This is a genomic window from Nonomuraea rosea (assembly GCF_039539705.1).
In the GTDB taxonomy this organism is placed as follows: Bacteria; Actinomycetota; Actinomycetes; order Streptosporangiales; family Streptosporangiaceae; genus Nonomuraea; species Nonomuraea rosea.
Genome location: NZ_BAABDQ010000017.1, coordinates 160,304 through 178,940, shown reverse-complemented (window position 1 = coordinate 178,940; position 18,637 = coordinate 160,304). Strand labels below are relative to the sequence as shown.

16 protein-coding genes are annotated in these 18,637 nt (G+C 70.9%); 7 read left to right on the top strand and 9 right to left on the bottom strand.

Translation table 11 applies throughout. From position 1 onward, the window contains the following. The first annotated feature begins 59 nt into the window (after window positions 1-59). From ABEA43_RS34145 to phoH2, 4 genes are all read left to right on the top strand, one after another. The gene (locus ABEA43_RS34145) at window positions 60-977 is read left to right on the top strand and encodes a DUF7064 domain-containing protein (RefSeq protein WP_345568400.1); all 918 of its coding nucleotides are present in this window, start codon (window positions 60-62) and stop codon (window positions 975-977) included. A gap of 28 nt (window positions 978-1,005) precedes the next feature. Continuing rightward, complete coding sequence (locus ABEA43_RS34140; RefSeq protein WP_345568398.1) at window positions 1,006-1,566, top strand: hypothetical protein; 561 nt, start codon at window positions 1,006-1,008, stop codon at window positions 1,564-1,566. A gap of 56 nt (window positions 1,567-1,622) precedes the next feature. Next, the gene (locus ABEA43_RS34135; RefSeq protein WP_345568396.1) at window positions 1,623-2,384 is read left to right on the top strand and encodes an isoprenyl transferase; all 762 of its coding nucleotides are present in this window, start codon (window positions 1,623-1,625) and stop codon (window positions 2,382-2,384) included. A gap of 213 nt (window positions 2,385-2,597) precedes the next feature. Next, entirely contained in the window at window positions 2,598-3,911 is a 1,314-nt protein-coding gene (gene phoH2 / locus ABEA43_RS34130) for an RNA 5'-3' helicase PhoH2 (RefSeq protein ID WP_345568394.1), read from the top strand. A 14-nt stretch (window positions 3,912-3,925) separates the two neighbouring features. Here the strand turns inward: phoH2 and ABEA43_RS34125 are convergent, their stop codons facing one another. From ABEA43_RS34125 to ABEA43_RS34115, 3 genes are read right to left on the bottom strand one after another with little or no spacing between them, the layout of a single operon-like run. Then, the gene (locus ABEA43_RS34125; protein WP_345568393.1) at window positions 3,926-4,450 is read right to left on the bottom strand and encodes a hypothetical protein; all 525 of its coding nucleotides are present in this window, start codon (window positions 4,448-4,450) and stop codon (window positions 3,926-3,928) included. Then, a complete protein-coding gene (locus tag ABEA43_RS34120; protein WP_345568392.1) occupies window positions 4,447-5,859 on the bottom strand; it encodes an ATP-binding protein in 1,413 nt (470 codons plus the stop codon). Before ABEA43_RS34120 ends, ABEA43_RS34125 begins: the two co-directional genes overlap by 4 nt. Next, window positions 5,856-6,530, bottom strand: coding sequence for a response regulator (locus tag ABEA43_RS34115; protein WP_345568390.1), 675 nt, complete (start codon window positions 6,528-6,530; stop codon window positions 5,856-5,858). The genes ABEA43_RS34120 and ABEA43_RS34115 overlap by 4 nt, the downstream gene beginning before the upstream one ends. Before the next feature lie 374 nt (window positions 6,531-6,904). Between ABEA43_RS34115 and ABEA43_RS34110 the strand changes: the two genes are divergently transcribed. Then, entirely contained in the window at window positions 6,905-7,516 is a 612-nt protein-coding gene (locus tag ABEA43_RS34110; protein WP_345568388.1) for an aggregation-promoting factor C-terminal-like domain-containing protein, read from the top strand. Between the two features lie 98 nt (window positions 7,517-7,614). Continuing rightward, window positions 7,615-9,612: a glycosyltransferase family 2 protein gene (locus ABEA43_RS34105; protein WP_345568386.1), complete on the top strand. Its 1,998-nt coding sequence runs from the start codon at window positions 7,615-7,617 to the stop codon at window positions 9,610-9,612. Here ABEA43_RS34105 and ABEA43_RS34100 read toward each other — a convergent pair. The 5 genes from ABEA43_RS34100 to ABEA43_RS34080 are packed head-to-tail and all read right to left on the bottom strand — an operon-like array spanning window position 9,602 to window position 15,797. Next, window positions 9,602-10,798: an alpha/beta hydrolase family protein gene (locus ABEA43_RS34100; protein WP_345568384.1), complete on the bottom strand. Its 1,197-nt coding sequence runs from the start codon at window positions 10,796-10,798 to the stop codon at window positions 9,602-9,604. The genes ABEA43_RS34105 and ABEA43_RS34100 overlap by 11 nt on opposite strands. After that, window positions 10,795-11,799, bottom strand: coding sequence for an alpha/beta fold hydrolase (locus tag ABEA43_RS34095; RefSeq protein WP_345568383.1), 1,005 nt, complete (start codon window positions 11,797-11,799; stop codon window positions 10,795-10,797). The genes ABEA43_RS34100 and ABEA43_RS34095 overlap by 4 nt, the downstream gene beginning before the upstream one ends. Next, complete coding sequence (locus tag ABEA43_RS34090) at window positions 11,796-13,070, bottom strand: MFS transporter (protein ID WP_345568382.1); 1,275 nt, start codon at window positions 13,068-13,070, stop codon at window positions 11,796-11,798. The genes ABEA43_RS34095 and ABEA43_RS34090 overlap by 4 nt, the downstream gene beginning before the upstream one ends. A 31-nt stretch (window positions 13,071-13,101) precedes the next feature. Beyond that, entirely contained in the window at window positions 13,102-15,045 is a 1,944-nt protein-coding gene (locus tag ABEA43_RS34085; RefSeq protein ID WP_345568381.1) for a helix-turn-helix domain-containing protein, read from the bottom strand. Next, entirely contained in the window at window positions 15,045-15,797 is a 753-nt protein-coding gene (locus tag ABEA43_RS34080; RefSeq protein ID WP_345568379.1) for a 3-hydroxybutyrate dehydrogenase, read from the bottom strand. Before ABEA43_RS34080 ends, ABEA43_RS34085 begins: the two co-directional genes overlap by 1 nt. 236 nt (window positions 15,798-16,033) lie before the next feature. Here ABEA43_RS34080 and trpD point away from each other — a divergent pair, with 236 nt between their 5' ends. Further along, entirely contained in the window at window positions 16,034-17,146 is a 1,113-nt protein-coding gene (trpD, locus tag ABEA43_RS34075) for an anthranilate phosphoribosyltransferase (RefSeq protein ID WP_345568377.1), read from the top strand. Between the two features lie 103 nt (window positions 17,147-17,249). On the opposite strand, the gene ABEA43_RS34070 is transcribed toward trpD, so the two are convergent. Continuing rightward, on the bottom strand, window positions 17,250-18,635 hold the full coding sequence (locus ABEA43_RS34070; protein ID WP_345568375.1) for a class II fumarate hydratase: 1,386 nt from the start codon (window positions 18,633-18,635) through the stop codon (window positions 17,250-17,252). Window positions 18,636-18,637 lie beyond the last annotated feature (2 nt).

Here is an 18,637-nt window from a genome sequence, read left to right as displayed (position 1 = left end):
CCGGAGGCCGGGTGGGGGTGCTGGCCTAAGCTGGGCGCACCAAGCGCTTGGGAGGCGGCATGCGGATCGTCAACATGGGCGGATGGCCCCTGAGCCACGAGGACGAGCAGGCGCACGAGCCGGGCGGCGAGCCGCTGTGGAACGAGTCGCACTACTTCGACTTCGTCTCAGCGGACGGCGACCTGGGCGGCTACGTACGCCTCGGCCTCTATCCCAACTGGAAGCGGGCCTGGTTCTGGGCGTGCCTGGTGACGCGGGACGGCGGTCTGGTCGCGGTGACCGACCACGAGGCGCCGCTGCCGGGCCCAGAGACGGGCCCAGAGACGGTGCAGGAGACGGTGATCGAGGGCGACGGCTACGAGGCGGCGCTGCGGACGACGGAGCCCATGCGCGCGGCCCGCGTCCGCCTCGGCTCGGCCGAGCTGGCGCTCGACCTCGAATGGCGCACGGCGGGTGGCGTCTACGGCTACGGGCTCACCCCCCGCTACGAGATCCCCTGCGAGGTCACCGGCACGATCGGCGGCACCCCCTTCCACGGGTACGGCGAACGCGACCACAGCTGGGGCGTACGCGACTGGTGGTCGATCTCCTGGCTGTGGAGCAGCGGCCGCCTGGAGGACGGCACCTACCTGCACGGCATGCAGGCCAACCTAGGCATGGCCCTGCCCTGGCCGGCGTTCCAGGTGCCGCCGGGCGGCGAGATCGAGCACGTGGCGGGCTTCTCGGCGAGCTCCGCGTTCGACGGGCACCGCCCGGCCGAGGCGGTGCTGCGCTTCCCGGGCAGCGAGACGACCGTCCGGCCGATCGCGTTCGCCCCCGTGACGCTGATGTCCCCCGAGGGCGCGGTCGCCGCGTTCCCCAGGGCCATGTGCGAGTTCGAGACCGAGGACGGGCGCAGGGGCCACGGCTGGACCGAATGGAACCAGCCGCCCGGCTGGCGGGATCACGGCTGGCATCCCCTGCCACCGGCGGTTTAGCCGACTTTAGGCCGGAAAAGGGGAGGGGATGGGGGGACTACGCTGCGTCGACGGCTCGTATTTGACCGTCACGCCCATCGCGTGCACGGACAGCGTCGGCACGCCGTACGAGGTCACCCTCGAACTGCATCGCGACGGCACGCCGTACGGGAGCGTCGGAGAGCGGTGCGGCTGGCTGCTCGCGCGCCTGGCGCGCGGCGTCGACGAGGCCAGGCAGGGCCGCGGCGGCGGGGGCAGGCGGTGGGCCGACCCCGACGACAGGTTCCCCGACGAGGAGCCGGACAGCGAGCTGTTCTCCTTCCGCTATCGGACCAGGTCCGGCGTGGTGGGCGGCGGCGAGCTGCGCTGCCAGCTCAGGACGATCCCCGTCTGGCAGCCGGGCAGGGAGTCGCGGGGCGAATGGCGGCTGACCAGGCGGGCCTACGTGGAGGCCTGGGGCGCCACGGGCGTGGGCATGCGGGCGGTGCTGACGTCGGCCGAGCTGTCGATGTTCGTGCGAGATTTGGTGAATGAGGCGGAAGGATGTCTGAAAGGTAGAGATCTGGCTAGGAATCCGGGAGAAGGAGCAGGCACGGGCGAATCGCGGTGATAATTGCCTGTTAGGTCATTCGACCAAGGGCACAGCCACCGCAGGGGAGGCACTCCGTGGGCCTGCGCGATCTGGTCTACCGGCTGTACGAGCACCGGCTGGAGACCAAGCTGTCGAAGGACAGCGTCCCCCGGCATGTCGGGGTCATCATCGACGGCAACCGCCGCTGGGCGCGCGCCATGGGCATGCGTGACGTGGCGACCGGCCACCGCAAGGGCGCGGACAAGATCGCCGAGCTGCTGGGCTGGTGCCGCGAGAGCGGTGTCGAGGTCGTCACCGTCTGGATGCTGTCCAACGACAACCTCAACCGGCCGAGGGAAGAGCTGGAGCCGCTGCTGCGCATCATCGAGGACGTGACGCAGGAGCTCGTGGACGAGGGCTGGCGGATCAGCCCGGTCGGCGCGCTCGATCTGCTGCCGGATCGCACGGCGAATGTCCTAAAAAATGCAAAAGAAGCTTCATCACACCGTCCAGGCCTGATTGTGAACGTTGCAGTTGGGTATGGAGGAAGACGTGAGATTGCCGATGCGGTGCGCTCACTGCTCCAGGAGCAAGCGAGCAAGGGGGCGAGCATCGAGGACCTCGTTGAGGTGCTCGATGTCGAGCACATCGCGGAGCATCTCTACACTCGCGGCCAGCCCGACCCGGATCTACTCATCCGGACATCGGGCGAGCAGCGCTTGTCGGGCTTCATGCTGTGGCAGAGCGCTCACTCCGAGTTCTACTTCCACGAGGCTTACTGGCCTGACTTCCGCAGGGTGGACTTCCTGCGGGCGCTGCGTGATTACGCTGCGAGAAACCGACGTTACGGTTCCTGAGACGACTTCTGGGTATTCACGACGTAACGTTGGAAGTGTCCGACCACAGGCCGGACACTCCGGAGAGGGCCCGCCTTTGCGCCAAGACTTGCCGAGGGGGCCGGAACCCGGCGCCGACGGCAGCTCGCGGTCGGGGACGCGGGTCCGGTCCAATTTCCCGCCTCGTCTGCAGGGCGCCCGCATTATGGGGCGCCCGGGGGAGAACGTGTGGCAGTGTCCTCGAGCAACCCTACTCACCAGCCGGCCAAGCGCACGTACGTGCTGGACACCTCGGTCCTGCTAGCCGACCCGGCGGCAATGACCCGGTTCGCCGAGCACGACGTCGTCCTTCCGATCGTGGTCATCACGGAGCTGGAAGGAAAGCGGCACCATCCCGAGCTCGGCTACTTCGCGAGGAAGGCTCTGCGCTACCTCGACGACCTGCGCGTTCAGTACGGCAGGCTCGACGAGCAGATGCCCACAGGGGATGGCACGATCAGGGTTGAGCTCAATCACAGCGATCCGTCCATCCTGCCCGTGGGATTCCGTCTGGGCGACAACGACACCCGCATCCTGACCGTGGCGCGCTCGCTCGCCGCCGAAGGCTGCGACGTCGTCCTGGTGTCCAAAGACCTGCCACTTCGGGTCAAAGCGGCCTCGATAGGCCTTACGGCGGAGGAATACCGCGCCGAGCTTGTGCATGAGTCTGGCTGGACGGGGATGGCAGAGGTCCAGGTGACCGCCGAGGACGTCGAGACGCTCTTCGACAAGGGCGCCGCCGACTTCGAGGAGGCCAGGGACCTGCCCACGCACACCGGGCTGAGGCTGCTGTCGGCCAAGGGCTCCGCGCTGGGCCGGGTGCAGCCGGACAAGTCGGTGCGGCTCGTCCGCGGCGACCGCGAGGTGTTCGGCCTGCACGGCCGCTCGGCCGAGCAGCGCATCGCACTCGACCTGCTCATGGATCCGGAGATCGGCATCGTCTCGCTCGGCGGCCGGGCCGGCACGGGCAAGTCGGCGCTGGCGCTCTGCGCGGGCCTGGAGGCCGTGCTGGAGCGCCGTCAGCACCGCAAGGTGGTCGTCTTCCGCCCGCTCTTCGCCGTCGGCGGCCAAGAGCTCGGCTACCTGCCGGGCTCCGAGGGCGAGAAGATGGGCCCATGGGCGCAGGCGGTCTACGACACGCTGGGCGCGATCACGTCGCCGGAGGTGATCGAGGAGGTGCTCGACCGGGGCATGCTGGAAGTGCTCCCGCTGACGCACATCCGTGGCCGATCGCTCCACGACGCGTTCGTGATCGTGGACGAGGCGCAGTCGCTGGAGCGCGGGGTGCTCCTGACGGTGCTGAGCAGGATCGGCGCCAACTCGCGGGTCGTGCTCACCCACGACGTCGCCCAGCGCGACAACCTGCGCGTCGGCCGGCATGACGGCGTGGTCGCCGTGGTGGAGAAGCTCAAGGGCCACCCGCTCTTCGCGCACGTCACGCTGACCAGGTCCGAACGCTCGCCGATCGCCGCCCTGGTGACCGAGATGCTAGAGGACATCACGATGTAACGGCTACGGGCGGGTCACTTCAGCTCGCCGCACGTGTACCGCCCCTCGGACTTCGGGGGGCGGTTCGCGTTCTGCCGGACTATCTTCACCAGCTCGAACGCCACCTCCTGCTGCGCCGTGCAGACGATCTGCGCCTTGCCGAGCTTGCTCAGCGTGCCGTAGCCCGAGATGTAGACCGTCAGCGTCGAGGTGCGCGGCAGCCGGATCTCGTCGCGCTGCACGGGGTTGAGCGAGTCGTCCGACCGCAGGTACGTGAAGTCGCGCAACGCGGTGTCCCGGTCGTCCATCGGCTGCGTGGAGGCCGCGAAGAGCGCCTTGAGCAGGTCCTCGACCGAGTCGCTGCGGACGTCGGCCGGCTCCAGGGCGAGCCCGCCGTCCTTGATCAGGTAGATCGTCTTGGACGGCGGCGGGACCTTGATGGTGGGGGCGTTGCCCCGGTCCTGGACGTCGGTGGGCGAGATGCCGCAGGCCGCGACGACCAGCAGGCCGGCGATCAGGATCAGCGCTCTGGCGGCGGTCAGGGTGCGGACGGGGCTCATGAGTGCGGCAGCCAGACGGTGAACAGGACGCCGGGGCTCTGGGTGCGTACGGAGATGGTGCCGCCGTGCAGGTGGACGTTCGCCCTGGCGATGGCCAGGCCGAGGCCGCTGCCCTGGCTGCGCGCCCGTCCCGCGCCGGCCTTGAAGAAGCGGTCGAAGACGTGCGGCAGCGCCTCTCGAGGGATGCCCTTGCCGTGGTCGCGCACCTTCACTTCCAGGCCGTTCTCGGTGCTTCTGGCGCTCACCACCACGGGCGCCTCGCCGTGTTTGAGCGCGTTGCCGATGAGGTTGGCCACGATGACGTCGAACCTCCTCGGATCGAGGTTGGCGGTCAATCCCTGGGAGGCGCTCACGCTCACCTGATCGCCCCAGCCGCGTACCTCCAGGCAGTCCTGGATGGCGTCGGCGACGTTCGCCGGCTCCAGGTTCAGCATGGCGGTGCCCGCGTCGAAGCGGCTGATCTCGATGAGGTGCTCGACCAGCTCGCGCAGGCGCTCGATCTCGCGCAGCACCAGCCGTACGGCCTCGGCGGGCGCCTCGGGCAGCCGATGGGCCTCCTCGGACAGCATGTCGGCCACGGCCGTCATCGCGGTCAGCGGCGTGCGCAGCTCGTGGGAGACGTCGGCCACGAACCTGCGCGCCATGGCCTCCAGCGAGCGCAGCTCGGACACGCTCAGCTCCAGCGCCGCCGCCGCGTCGTTGAACCTGGAGGTGAGGTCGGCCAGCTCGTCCTGCCCGTGGACGGGCAGGCGGGTGTCCAGCCGGCCCTGCCCGAGCGCCTGCGCGGCCGCGCTCAGCCGCCTGATCGGCAGCAGCACCTGCCGGGCCGACAGCAGCGCCACGACCAGGGCGATGAGCACGATGGCCACGCCGGCCTGGGTAAGCGTGGTCCTGAGCGTGGCGAGCTGGCTCTCGTCGTCGCGCATCGGGAAGAACACGAACGCCCGCAGCCCCGTGGCCTGCGGAGGGCCGGCGGTGTCCCGGTAGACCTCCGCGCCGACGATGAGCCACAGCTCGTTGCGGATGACCCGGCGCTGGGTGACGATGCTCTGCTTGGCCCGGCCGTAGAGCTCGTTCGGCACGTCGCTCATCGTCATGGGGCCCTGGGTGGCGATCAGGCTCCCGTACTCGACCAGCACGCCGCGGCCGGGCCCGGCCAGCGCGCCGGCCACGTTCTCGAGCTCCCTGGTCGTCGGCGCGGCCTCGCCCTCCTTCAGCGTGCCGACGGGGAAGGTGACGCTGCTCAGCTCCCTGGTCACCAGGTCCAGGGAGGTGTTCTCGGCCCGCGTGATGAGGGCGGTCTTGGCCAGCTCGTAACCGATGGTGGCGACCAGTGTGGAGGCGGTCACGGCGACGAGCGTGAACGTGATGACCAGGCGCGCGCGCAACCCGGTGGGCAGTGGGATCACGGAGGGCTGAACCGGTAGCCGAACCCGCGCACCGTGTGGATGAACACCGGCTCGGCGGGCCGCGGCTCGATCTTCGCGCGGATCCGCTGCACGCACGCGTCCACCAGCCGGGAGTCCGCGATGTGGGTGTGGTCCCAGACGGCACGCAGCAGGTAGCGGCGGTTGAGCACCTGGCCGGGGTGGCGTACCAGCTCCAGCAGCAGCCGCAGCTCGGTCGGCGTCAGGTGGATCTCCTTACCGGCCAGCGTGACCTTGAGCGCGCCCCGGTCGATCACGAGGTCGCCGAAGGTGATGCGGTCGGAGGCCGCCGACTCCGCCCTGCGCAGGATGGCGCGGATGCGGGCGTCCAGGACCCTGGGCTCGACCGGCTTGACCACGTAGTCGTCGGCGCCGGCCTCCAGGCCGACCACCACGTCGAGGTCGTCGCCCCTGGCGGTGAGCAGGATGACGGGGAGCTGGTCGAGCTTGCGTACGCGACGGCACACCTCGATCCCGTCGATCCCCGGGAGCATGACGTCGAGGATCGCGATCTCGGGGCGGCGGGCTCTGATGTGGTCGAGAGCCTCCTCGCCCGTCGCATAGGACGTGACGGAATGCCCCTGACGGGTCAGCGCCAGCTCTAGAGCCGTGCGGACCGAGGGGTCGTCTTCAACAAGGAGGATGCCAGCCACGCGCACATTATTATTCCATGTCCCGTATACCCGGGTTGTGTCATCAAACTGTGACATGTCGTAGATGCGATCTGGAAGAACGCGCGGAACCCTGAAAGAGGCTTCCCGCCGGTTAACGGGCGCTCGACGGGGAGCCAGACATATGTGACTAATATCACATCTTTTCCGAAAGACCACGCCAACGTGCTGGTTAGCCAACAGAACGCCAAGCGATTACCTCGTTTCGGTTGCGGACCACCCCCCAGGACAGGGCAAGCTCATGGTTCGTGAGCCCCGGTCCGCAGTTGAGCGAGCGCCCCCCGAAGGAAGATCTCCCCTCGGCGCGCCGGCCTTCGCGTGTCACGCCCAAGCGCGTAGTCATCTCCGTCCTGTCAGTGGTGGTGATCTTCGGTGGTGGCGGCTACGTCGCCTACCGCGCCGTCGAGAACGCCAACAAGCCGCCGTCCGATGGCTTCTCGCTCGAGGAGATGGGCAAGCTGGCCAGCGGTGACCTGGCCGCGCCCGACCCCGAGACGGACGCGCTCAAGAACGCCGCCGAGCAGGCCTACCGGGCCGACCGGCTGAAGAAGAACCGCTCGGGAGCGGCCGGCAAGGACGCCGACTTCGACTGGGTCGTCCCCAAGCAGGCCCCGGCCGGCAACGGCTTCCCGCCGGTGAACTTCCCGCCGGGCAGCGACCCCTCGCCGGGCACCAACAAGGGCACCGCCAAGACCATGCTCGCCTCCATGGGCTGGGGCGACGACCAGTGGGGATGCCTGGAGCGGCTCTGGCAGAAGGAGAGCGGCTGGAACGAGCGGGCCATGAACCGCTACTCCGGCGCGTACGGCATCCCGCAGTCCCTGCCCGGCAGCAAGATGGCCAGCGCGGGCTCCGACTGGCAGACCAACGCCGCCACCCAGATCAAGTGGGGCCTCGGCTACATCAAGGGCCGCTACGGCTCGCCCTGCGGCGCCTGGGGACACTCGCAGTCGGTGGGCTGGTACTGATCGCTCCCGGTCGGCCCGCCGGTGCCGGAAGGTCAACTTTCCTTCTCTAATCGGCAAGCCGCCGTGCCCGAAGGTGTATACGGGCGCACGCTGGCCACATGGGTGTGAAGGTCAGTGTGATCGTCAATGTCCACAATCCGGGTGTCACCGCCGACGCGTGCATTCGCTCCACGCTGGAGCAGACGATGCCCGCGGACGACTACGAAGTGATCTTCGTGGACGACGGGTCCACGGACGGGATCGGGGAGCGCCTGGACACCATCGCCGCGGCCCGCGGCAACGTCCGTACGCTGCACCTGCCGCAGACGGGCTCGCCGGCCCGCGGCCGCAACGTCGGCCTGGCCGCGGCCACCGGCGACTACGTCTACTTCCTCGACCAGGGCGACCGGCTGGAGAAGGACGCGCTCGCCCGCATGTACGACCGCGCCGTCGAGACGGACGCGGACGTGCTGATCGGCCGCATGATCCGCGACTACGGGCCGCCGATGACCGCCTTCGAGCGGAGCACGGCCCGCGCCGACGTCCTGCGCGACCGCCTGCTCACCCTGCTCCATCCGCAGCAGCTCTACCGCCGTGCCTTCCTGGAGGAGCACGAGCTCGGCTTCGGCGTGCCCGGCGGGCGGATGGCCGAGCAGGCGTTCGTGATGCGGGCCTACCTCCAGGCCAAGGTCATCGCCGTGCTGGCCGAGCACGTCTGCTGCCACCTCGGCGAGCGGCCGGCGGTGGAGGAGGAGCCGCGGGCGATCGTGAAGGACCTGCTCGGGCTGCTCGACGACATCGACGTCTTCGTGGGATCGACCCGCCAGCGCGAGCGCATGTACGCGTACTGGTTCCGCTACGCCGTCCTGCGCCCCTTGCTGACCAGCAAGTTCGCCGACTCATCCGTCGACAGGGGCATGCACTTCCGCGTCGCGCAGGAGCTCGTGGAGCGGCGCTTCCCCGAGTCGATCGACCGCTACCTGCCCGTGCAGCTCCGCGTGGTGGCCGCGTTCGTCCGGATGGGACGTCTGGACCAGATCATGCTCATGTCCAACTCCTCCAGGCGGGCCGGGCTGCGCGCCGATCTCACGGAGGTGCGCTGGGACGCCCACGTCCTGGTGCTCAACCTGACCGTGGAGGTCCTGTCGGGCGACGGCCTGCCCGACAGGTACCGCACGGACGGCGACCGCCTGCACTGGATCCCGCCGCGCTCCCTGGAGACCAGGTCCCTCGCGCCGGACGTCACCGACATCACCGCCGCGGTCGATCGGGCCCGCGTCGAGCTGTACGTCCAGCACTCGGAGACCGGCGTCGTCCACTTCCTGCCGCTGACCCAGCACGTGGAGCGGGTCCAGGACGGCCGCCGCCGCGCCAGGGTGCAGATCAAGGGCGAGGCGCGGGTGGACGTGACCAGCGCCGCGCTGGGCCGGCCGCTCAAGCCGGGCCACTGGGAGGTGCACGTACGCATGTTCAGCGGCGCCAACCAGGCCAGGAGCCGGGTCGGCCGCCCCGAGGGCCCGCTCAACTGCCTGGGCGTGCTGGCCCAGCGCCCCAGGACCCGCCTGGTGGTGCCCTGCTGGAGCGACAACGGCGAGCTGGGCCTGGCCATCGAGCCGCGCTCGTTCTCCGAGTCGATCGCCCTGGTGTCGCCCGGCGTGATGGTCAAGCAGCTCGACAAGCACCTGTACGTCGTCCTGCCGGTGCCGTACGTGCCGCCGAGCGGGGGGCCGACGCTGGAGCTGGTGCTGCGCAGCACCGGGCGGCGGGGCCGCGAGGTGTGCGCGCCCGCGCTCGTCGAGGCGGGGGTGCCGGGCAGGATCGCCGGGCAACTGGTGGCCAAGGTGCCGGTCAAGCGGCTGATGCCGGGTGTCGAGCAGCTCGGTCCCGGCGGCTGGCTGTCGTCGCTGCGCTCCCCGGACGAGGAGATCGGGCTGCGCTTCGCGCTGGACATGCGCAGAGGCAAGGTCCGCGTACGCCCGGCCGCCGCCGTCGACCCCGAGCGGCGCTCGCCCATGGGCCGGGACACGGTGCTGCACAGGATCGGCAGGCGGCTGCCCGGCGCGCGCCACATGGTGCGCTGGGCGCGCGCGGGCAGGCATCGCTACCTCAGGGACTGATCCAGTCCTCCAGCTCCGTGAAGGCACCCCTGAAGACCGGGAGCAGCGGCTTGAGCCGGTCGGGGTAGGCGTCCACCAGGCTGTCCAGGTGGTTGCCCCCCTCGACGCGGTGATAGCGGAACGGCCGGTGCGGGCCGACCATCTCGGCGTAGACGTCGGAGCTGCGCGAGATCGGCAGCAGCGTGTCGAGCGTCCCGTGGATCGTGATGAGCGGCTTGGTGATCCGGCCGGTCAGCGCGATCTTCGCCACGGCCGCGTACAGGCAGTCCCTGTCATGTGCGGCGGGCTGCTGCACGCAGCCCGCCGGACGGCTGCGCTCGTCATAGTCGTAGTCGGCCGCCGCGCCCTGGTAGGACGGGTCCAGCTCCTTCTGGTAGAGCTGCTGGGTGAGCTCCCAGTAGTACTGCCGGTGGAACGGCCACAGGAACTCCGAGCCGGCCGCGAACCCGGCCGCCCGCACCCCCGTCTCGTCCGGGTACGCCTTCAGCGCGGGCGGCAGGAAGGTCAGCAGGTTGTCGCCCTTGAGCCGCCAGAGCGTGCCCTCCCAGTCGACGCCGCCGTCGTAGAGCCAGCCGCGGTTCTCCAGCTGCCACCTGACCAGGTAGCCGCCGTTGGAGATGCCGGCGGCTATCGTGCGGGCGGGCTGCCTGCCGTACCGCTCGCGCACGACGGCCTTGGCGGCGACGGTGAGCTGGGTGACGCGGTGGTTCCACTCGGCGATGGCGTCGCCAGGGCGGCGGCCGTCCTCGTGGAAGTTGACGCCGACGTTGCCCTTGTCCGTGGCGGCGAAGGCGTAGCCCTTGGACAGGACCCAGTCGGAGATCGTGTAGTCGTTGGCGTACTGCTCCCTGTTGCCCGGGGTTCCGGTGACGACCAGGCCGCCGTTCCAGTGCTCGGGGAGCCTGATCACGAACTGGGAGTCGTGGTTCCAGCCGTGCGTGGCGTTGGTGGCGGAGGTGTCGGGGAAGTAGCCGTCGATCTGGATGCCGGGCACGCCCGCCGGGTTGACGGTCGCCGCCGAGTGCAGGCCCGCCCAGTCGGCCGGGTCGGTGTGGCCGCTCGCGACGGTGCCCGCCGTGGTCAGGTCGCCGAGCTCGGCGACCACGGTCTTCTCCGCGCCGGGCACGGTGAGCTGCCCGGGGACCGGCGACAGCAGGCTCGCCACCAGGGTGAGTGCGACGATCATCGGGCCTCCCCGAGATGGCCGGCCAGCAGGCTTCCGAACGCGTCCGGGTGCTCCAGGTGCGGGCTGTGGCCGCAGTCCTCGATCACGGCCTCGCGGTACGGGCCGTAACGCTCCAGCACCGCCCTGGTCTGGCTGACCATGGGCTGGGCCGGGGTGCCGGGGGAGCCGGGCACGACGCCGAGCGCCCCCAGGTGGGCCAGGTCGAACAGGGAGGCGTCGGAGACGATCACGTCGTCCGCGCCCCTGATCCACAGGACGGGCGGTTTGGGGTCGATCTCGTGCAGGTCGTCCAGGCGGAAGTGGGTGGGGGCGACGGCGTTGAGCACGCCGTGCTTGCCCGGGGCCACGCCCGGCCAGTGGGCGGAGGTGACGGCGTCGCCGGGGTAGTGGGCGTCGCCGACGCGGGTGGTGAGCATGGCGCGCACGTAGAAGTCCTCGTCGGCGACCTCGGGGTGCTTGACGTAGGAGGAGCGGAGGACGCTGCGGGGCGACGTGGGCGACTCATCGGACATGTCGCCCGCCTTGAGCCGGGCCACGAAGTCGGGGTTGGCCGCCCCCGCTCCCGCGCCCGTGCCGTCCGCGTGGGTGAGCCGCCCTTCGGGGCCCTCCGTGCCGCTGAAGCCGTACGGGGAGATGGGGTTGACCAGGGTGACGCTCCTGACAGCTGCGGGCCGGTCGCGCAGGGCCTGGAGGACGATGCCGCCGCCCAGGCTCCAGCCCACCAGGTGCACCCCGTCGAGGTCGAGCGCCTCGACCAGTTCGAGCAGGTCGTCGGAGTAGTCGCGCAGACCCCTCGTGGCGTCCACGGGCGCGGGGTCGCTCTCGCCGAAACCGCGCAGGTCCACCGCGAGCGGCCGGTAGCCGCCGGGCAGCGCCGCCATGGCGGCGCGCCAGAAGGCGCTGGAGGAGACGTTCCCGTGCACGAACAGCACGGGCTCGCCGGTGCTCCTGCCCTCGGTGGTCAGAACGTGCTGCGTGAGGCGGGGGGTGATGACCTTCATCGCACGTTGGTCCTCTCGGCCAGGTCGCGGCCCTGGGTCTCGCGTGCGGCGTAGACCGCGACCAGGGTGAGCACCGCCGCAAGGCCAAGGTAGACCGAGATGGGCAGGCTGCTCCCGTAGCCCTTCAGCAGCGCGACCGCGATGATCGGGGCCAGCGCGCCCGCCACGATGGCCGAGAGCTGCGCGCCGATGGAGACGCCGGTGTAGCGCATCCTGGTGCCGAACAGCTCCGAGAAGAAGGCCGCCTGCGGGCCGTACATCATGCCGTGGAAGAGCAGGCCGACGGTGACGGCCAGGGTGATCGCGAGGAAGTTGCCCGTGTCCACGAGCGGGAAGAACGCGAAAATCCACACGCCGATGCCGGCGGCGCCCGCCAGGTAGACCGGGCGGCGGCCGACGCGGTCGGACAGCGCGCCCCACATCGGGATCGTGACGAAGTGGATGGCCGAGGCGATCAGCACCGCGGTCAGCACGGTGGAGTTCGCGATGCCGGTGGTCTTGGCGTAGGTGATGACGAAGACGGTGAGCAGATAGAAGGAGATGTTCTCGGCCAGGCGGGCGCCGATCGCGGTGAGCACGTCCTTCGAGTGATACTTCAGCACGCCCACGATCGGGGCCCGCGCCTCCGGCTCGGCCTGCTGGAACACCGGCGACTCGGTGATCGTCAGCCGGATCCAGAGCCCGATCAGCACCAGCACGCCGGACAGCAGGAACGGCACCCGCCAGCCCCACGACAGGAACGCCGCCTCCGACTGCCAGGCGGCCAGGATCGCCAGCACGCCGGTGGCCAGCAGGTTCCCGCCGGGCGCGCCGGCCTGCGGCCAGGAGGCCCAGAAGCCGCGCCGGTTCGAGTCGCCGTGCTCGGAGACGATCAGCACCGCGCCGCCCCACTCGCCGCCGAGCGCGAAGCCCTGGACCAGCCTGAGCGCGGTCAGCAGCAGCGCCGCGGACGGTCCCAGGCTCTCGTACGTGGGCAGGCAGCCGATCAGGAACGTCGCCGCGCCCATCGTCAGCAGGCTGACGACCAGCAGCGTCTTACGGCCGAACCGGTCGCCGTAGTGGCCGAAGATCAGGCCGCCGAGCGGGCGGGCGACGAATCCGACGGCGTAGGTGAGGAACGACAGCAGCGTGCCGGTCAGCGGATCGGAGTCGGGGAAGAAGAGCTTGTTGAACACGAGCGCGGCTGCCGAGCCGTACAGGAAGAAGTCGTACCACTCGATGGTGGTGCCGATCAGGCTCGCGGCGACGATCTTCTTGATGGAAGTGGCCATGCCGGTCACCGTAGGTTGTGACCGGCATCACTCATATGGGGTCGGGACCCACACTCTCCTGGGTGGATGTGTGGCCGAGCCGGTGCAGGCGGAGCGCGAGCTGGATCTCCAGGGCGCGCTCAGGCTCCTGCCAGCCGTCGCCGAGCAGCGTGCCGATCCGGTCGAGGCGCTGCGTGACGGTGTTGACGTGGATGTGCATGGCTTCGGCCGTACGGGAGGGCGAGCCGCCCGAGCCGAAGTAGGCGGCCAGCGTGCCGGTGAGCGCGGTGCCCCTGCGGGCGTCGTAGTCGATCACCGCGCCGAGCGCCCGCCCGACGAAGCCGTGCACGTCGCGGCCGTCACCGACGAGCAGGCCGACGAAGCCCAGCTCGGCGGCGCTCGCGCCGTCGCCGGCCCGTCCCAGCGCGATCAGCGCCTCCGCGCACCGCCGCGCCTCCTGGTACGCCTCGGCGACGCCCAGTGATTGGACGGGTGATTCGGCGGGTGATTGGGCGCGTGATTCGGCGGGCGATCCCGCGGATGCCTGCGCCGGCGCCGCCGTGCCGGCCTGGGCGGCGCCCGCCGTGGCCGGGCTGTGCAGCGACGCGCTCAGCTCGGCGGCGACGCGCTGCGCGACCCGGCCCGCGTGCTCTCCCGGCAGCAGCAGCACGACCTCCTCCCCCCGGCCCGCCGCGAGCCCGTGCCGCACCGCCGCCTGCGAGGAGGCCCAGAACGCGGCCCGTTCCCGCTGCCCCGCGTGCTTGGCCACCACCACGACGTGCGGCGCGCCCAGATCGACGCCCAGCCTGCGCGCCCGGTCGGCCAGCCCGGGGGAGCCGGGCCGCGCGATCAGGTCGTCGAGCAGCTCGCCCCTGACCCGGCCCTCCGCCTCCGCCACGCTCCTCCTGAACAGCAGCAGCAGCGCGCACACCAGCGCCGCCCGCTCCAGGATCCGCTCGTCGGCGTCGTCGCTGCGGAGGATGAGCGTGCACAGCGGCTCGCCGCCGACGTCCACGGAGGCGATCAGCAGGTCACCCCGCCGCACGGTACGCCCCAGCGCCCTGGACGCCTGCGCCGCCTCGAACACCCCGGCGTCCAGCTCGCCGACGTCACCCGTGATCGGCCTGCTCAGGTCGTCGAGCACGGCCAGCGACCCGCCCAGCACGTCGGTCACCACGGCGGCCACGTCCTCGATCCCGCCGCCGCGCAGCACCAGCGAGGTCATTCGGTCGTGGGCCAGCGCGGCCCGCTCGACGGCCTCGCCGTGCTCCCTGGCGGTCCTGTGGGCGGCGGAGAGCTCCTCCAGCGCGTTCCTGGTCTCCTGCAGCAGCCTGGCGTTGTCGATCGCGACGGCGGCGTGCGCGGCCAGGCTGGCCAGCAGCGACACCTCCTCCTGGTGGAACGGCCTGGCGCTGCGGTTGGCCGCCATCAGCACGCCGATCACCCGCTGCCCCAGCCGCAGCGGCACGCCCAGGATCGCGACCAGGCCCTCCTCCTTGACGGCGTCGTCGATGTGCTCCTTGTGCCGGAACCTGGCGTCGGCGAAATAGTCGGCGGTCGAGTAGGGGACGGCCGTCTGCGCCACGAGACCGCCGAGCCCGGCCCCCATGGCCAGCCGCAGCGCCCGGAACTTGGCCGAGATCGACCCGTCGGTGACCCGCATGTACGTGTCGCCCCGCTCGGGGTCGTGCAGCGTCATGTACGCGATGTCGGTGGCCAGCAACTGCCTGGCCCGATGCACGATGGCCTCCAGGACGGCGTCGAGGTCGCGCAGCGCGGCCAGGTCGCCGGCCGTGTCGTAGAGCGCCGACAGCTCCGCCTCGCGCCGGGCCCGCCGCTTGAGCAGGGCGCGCACCTTGAGCGCCTCGACCTTGGCCTGCTCCAGCCGCTCGATCGTGGCCGCGTCCGCGCCGGCCGCCCTGGCCTGGATGATCGGCCCCTCGAACTCGACCGCCGACGCCTCCCTGGCGAGCAGTTCGAGGTATGGGGTGCTCACTAGCGCGCCGTCCAGCCGCCATCCAAGGGGAGTGACACGCCGGTGATGAACGCCCCGCTGGGCCCGCACAGGTACGCGACCAGCTCGGCCACCTCCTCGGGCTCGATCAGCCGCTTGATCGCGGCAGGCTGGAGCATGATGTCCTCGACCACTTCGTCCGGCTCGATGCCGTGCACCTTGGCCTGGTCGGCGATCTGCGCCTCGACCAGCCCGGTGCGTACGTAGGCGGGGCAGACGCAGGTCGAGGTCACCCCATGAGGCGCCCCTTCGAGCGCCACCACCTTGGAGAACCCCTCCAGCCCGTGCTTGGCCGCGGTATAGGCGGACTTGTACGGCGAAGCGCGCAACCCGTGCACGGACGAGATGTTCACGAACCTTCCCCACCCTCTGGCGTACATGCCGGGCAGCACCTTCCGCGCGATCAGGAACGGCGCCTCCAGCATGACCCTGATCATCGTGGCGAACACCTCGGGAGGGAACTCCTCGATGGGCGCGACGTGCTGGAACCCGGCGTTGTTCACCACGATATCGATGGGCTCGTCCGGCAGCGACGCCACGAAGCCCGGCTCGCTCAGATCGGCCACCACCGCCCGGCCGCCGATCTCGGCCGCCACCTTCTCCGCGGGCTCGGCCCGCATGTCGACCACCAGCACGGCGGCCCCCGCCGCGGCCAGCCGGCGGGCGCAGGCGGCCCCGATGCCGCCCCCAGCACCCGTCACCAGCGCGGTCCGCCCCGTCAGCTCCTTCGCCATACCCGAACCCTAGGCGGTCGCCGCGGGAGGACGCATGGGTGCGGGCGACATAGATCGGTGTCCTCCTATGTGGATCAACACGGTCTGCTATCTTGGCCACATGATCGCGTATTCGCTGCAGTGGTGGCCCGCCTCCTAGGCGGTTCTCCCAGCGCGTACGCGTCCGGCCGCCTCGACGAGGCGGCCACCGGCATGTCGCACGCGCCCCCGTCGAGCACTTACGAAAGGGGCGCCCCATGACCAGCACCGTCACCCCCGGCACCACTGCCGCCGCCGTAACCACTCCCGCCACCACCTGGCCGCGCCTGCTCACCACGCTGCTCGACGGCGTCTCGCTCACCTCGCGCCAGGCCGCCTGGGCGATGGAGCAGATCATGTCGGGGGCGGCGACGAGCGCCCAGATCGCCGCGTTCGCGGTCGCCCTGCGGGCCAAGGGCGAGAGCGTCGCGGAGGTGTCCGGGCTGGCCGACGGCATGCTCGCCAGATCGGCCGCGATCAGGATCTCCGGCGACTCCGTGGACCTCGTCGGCACCGGCGGCGACCGCGCCCACACCGTGAACATCTCCACCATGGCCGCCGTCGTGGCCGCCGCCGCGGGCGTGAAGGTGGTCAAGCACGGCGGCAGGGCCGCCTCCTCCCTGGCCGGCGCGGCGGACGTGCTGGAGGAGCTCGGCGTGGTCATCGAGCTGACGCCGGCCGCGGTGGTCTCGGTGGCGGACGAGGTCGGCATCACCTTCTGCTTCGCGCCCGCCTTCAACCCCGGCTTGAGACGGACCTCGGGGCCGCGCCGCGAGCTGGGCGTGCCCACGGTCTTCAACTTCCTGGGGCCGCTCACCAACCCCGCCATGCCCACCGCGCAGGCGGTCGGGGTCTTCCATCCCGCGATGGCGCCGGTCATCGCGGGCGTGCTGGCCGAGCGCGGCGGCTCCTCGCTCGTCTTCCGCGGCGACGACGGGCTCGACGAGCTGTCCACCTGCGGGCCCTCGTCGATCTGGGTCGTGCGCCGCGGCACCGTGACGCACACCGTCTTCGATCCTGCCGACCTGTCCATCCCGCGCGCCCGTGTCGGTGACCTGCGGGGCGGCGACGCCCGGCACAACGCCGGGGTGGCGCGCGCGGTGCTGGCGGGGGAGCGGGGGCCGGTGCGCGACATCGTCCTGCTGAACGCGGCCGCCGCCGTGGTCGCCGCCGACGGCACACCGCCGGCGGCCGAGCTCACGGGGGCGCTGTCCGCGGCCTATAAGCGGGCCGCGGACGCGGTCGATTCGGGCGCCGCGCTGTCCCTGCTCACCCGCTGGGCGCACGCCACGCGCACGGCCCACGCGAACCGGCGCCCCGTCACCGGCTGACCGCGCCGGCCACGCGCACGGCCCACGCGAACCGACGGCCCGTCACGGGTCACCGGCCGGGTGGCCCCGTCACGCGGTCACCGGCCGGGCGCGTGGGCCTGGGTCAGGGTCTGGTCATCGAGAGGACGTCGAGTGCGGCGTCGAGCTGGTCCTCCGTCAGGGTGCCGTCGGCCACGTGGCCGCGCTCGACGACGACCTCGCGGATGGTCTTCCGCTCGGCCAGCGCCTGCTTGGCGACCTTGGCCGCCTCCTCGTACCCGAGGTACTTGTTCAGCGGCGTGACGATCGACGGGGACGACTCGGCGTACTCGCGCAGCCGCTCGACGTTCGCCGTGATGCCGGCGACGCAGCGGTCGGCGAGCAGCCGCGACACGTTCGCCAGGAGCCTGATCGACTCCAGGATGTTGCGGCCGATGATGGGAAGCTGGACGTTCAGCTCGAAGTTGCCCGAGGCGCCGGCGAACGTGATCGCCGCGTCATTGCCGATGACCTGCGCCGCGACCATGGCCGTGGCCTCGGGGATCACCGGGTTGACCTTGCCGGGCATGATGGACGAGCCCGGCTGGAGGTCGGGCAGGTTGATCTCGCCCAGCCCCGCCCGGGGCCCCGAGCCCATCCAGCGCAGGTCGTTGGCGATCTTGTTGAGGGAGACGGCCACCACCTTGAGCTGCCCCGACAGCTCGACGATGGAGTCCTGCGCGCTCTGCGCCTCGAAATGGTTCTGCGCCTCGCGGAACGAGATGCTGGTCGCCTCCCGCAGCTTCCCGATCGCCGCCTCGGCGAAACCGGCCGGGACGTTGATGCCCGTGCCCACCGCGGTGCCGCCCAGCGGCAGGTCGAGCACGTGATGCAGCGCGTTGCTCACCCGGGTCACGCCGTGGCCGATCTGCGCCGCGTACCCGCCGAACTCCTGGCCGAGCGTCACGGGCGTGGCGTCCATCAGATGCGTCCGCCCCGACTTCACCACCTGGGCGAACTCCGCCTCCTTGGCCCGCAGCGCCTCCGCCAGGTGCCGGAGCGAGGGCAGCAGATGGTAGGTCACCTCGGTCGCCGCCGCCACGTGGATGGAGGTGGGGAAGACGTCGTTGGACGACTGGGAGGCGTTCACGTGGTCGTTGGCGTGCACGGGCCGGCCCAGCCGCTCCTCGGCCAGCGTCGCGATCACCTCGTTGGCGTTCATGTTCGAGGAGGTGCCCGAGCCGGTCTGGAAGACGTCGATCGGGAAATGCGCGTCGTGCTCGTTCTCCGCGACGTCGGCCGCGGCCTGCGCGATGGCCTCGGCCAGGTCTTTGTCGATCACGCCCAGCTCGCCGTTGACCTCGGCGGCCACCGCCTTGATCAGCCCCAGGGCGGCGATGTGCGACGGCTCCAGCGGCCGTCCTGAGATCGGGAAGTTCTCCACTGCCCGCTGGGTCTGCGCGCGCCACTTCGCACCTGAAGGCACGCGAACCTCGCCCATCGAGTCATGTTCGATTCTGAACTCGCTCATGA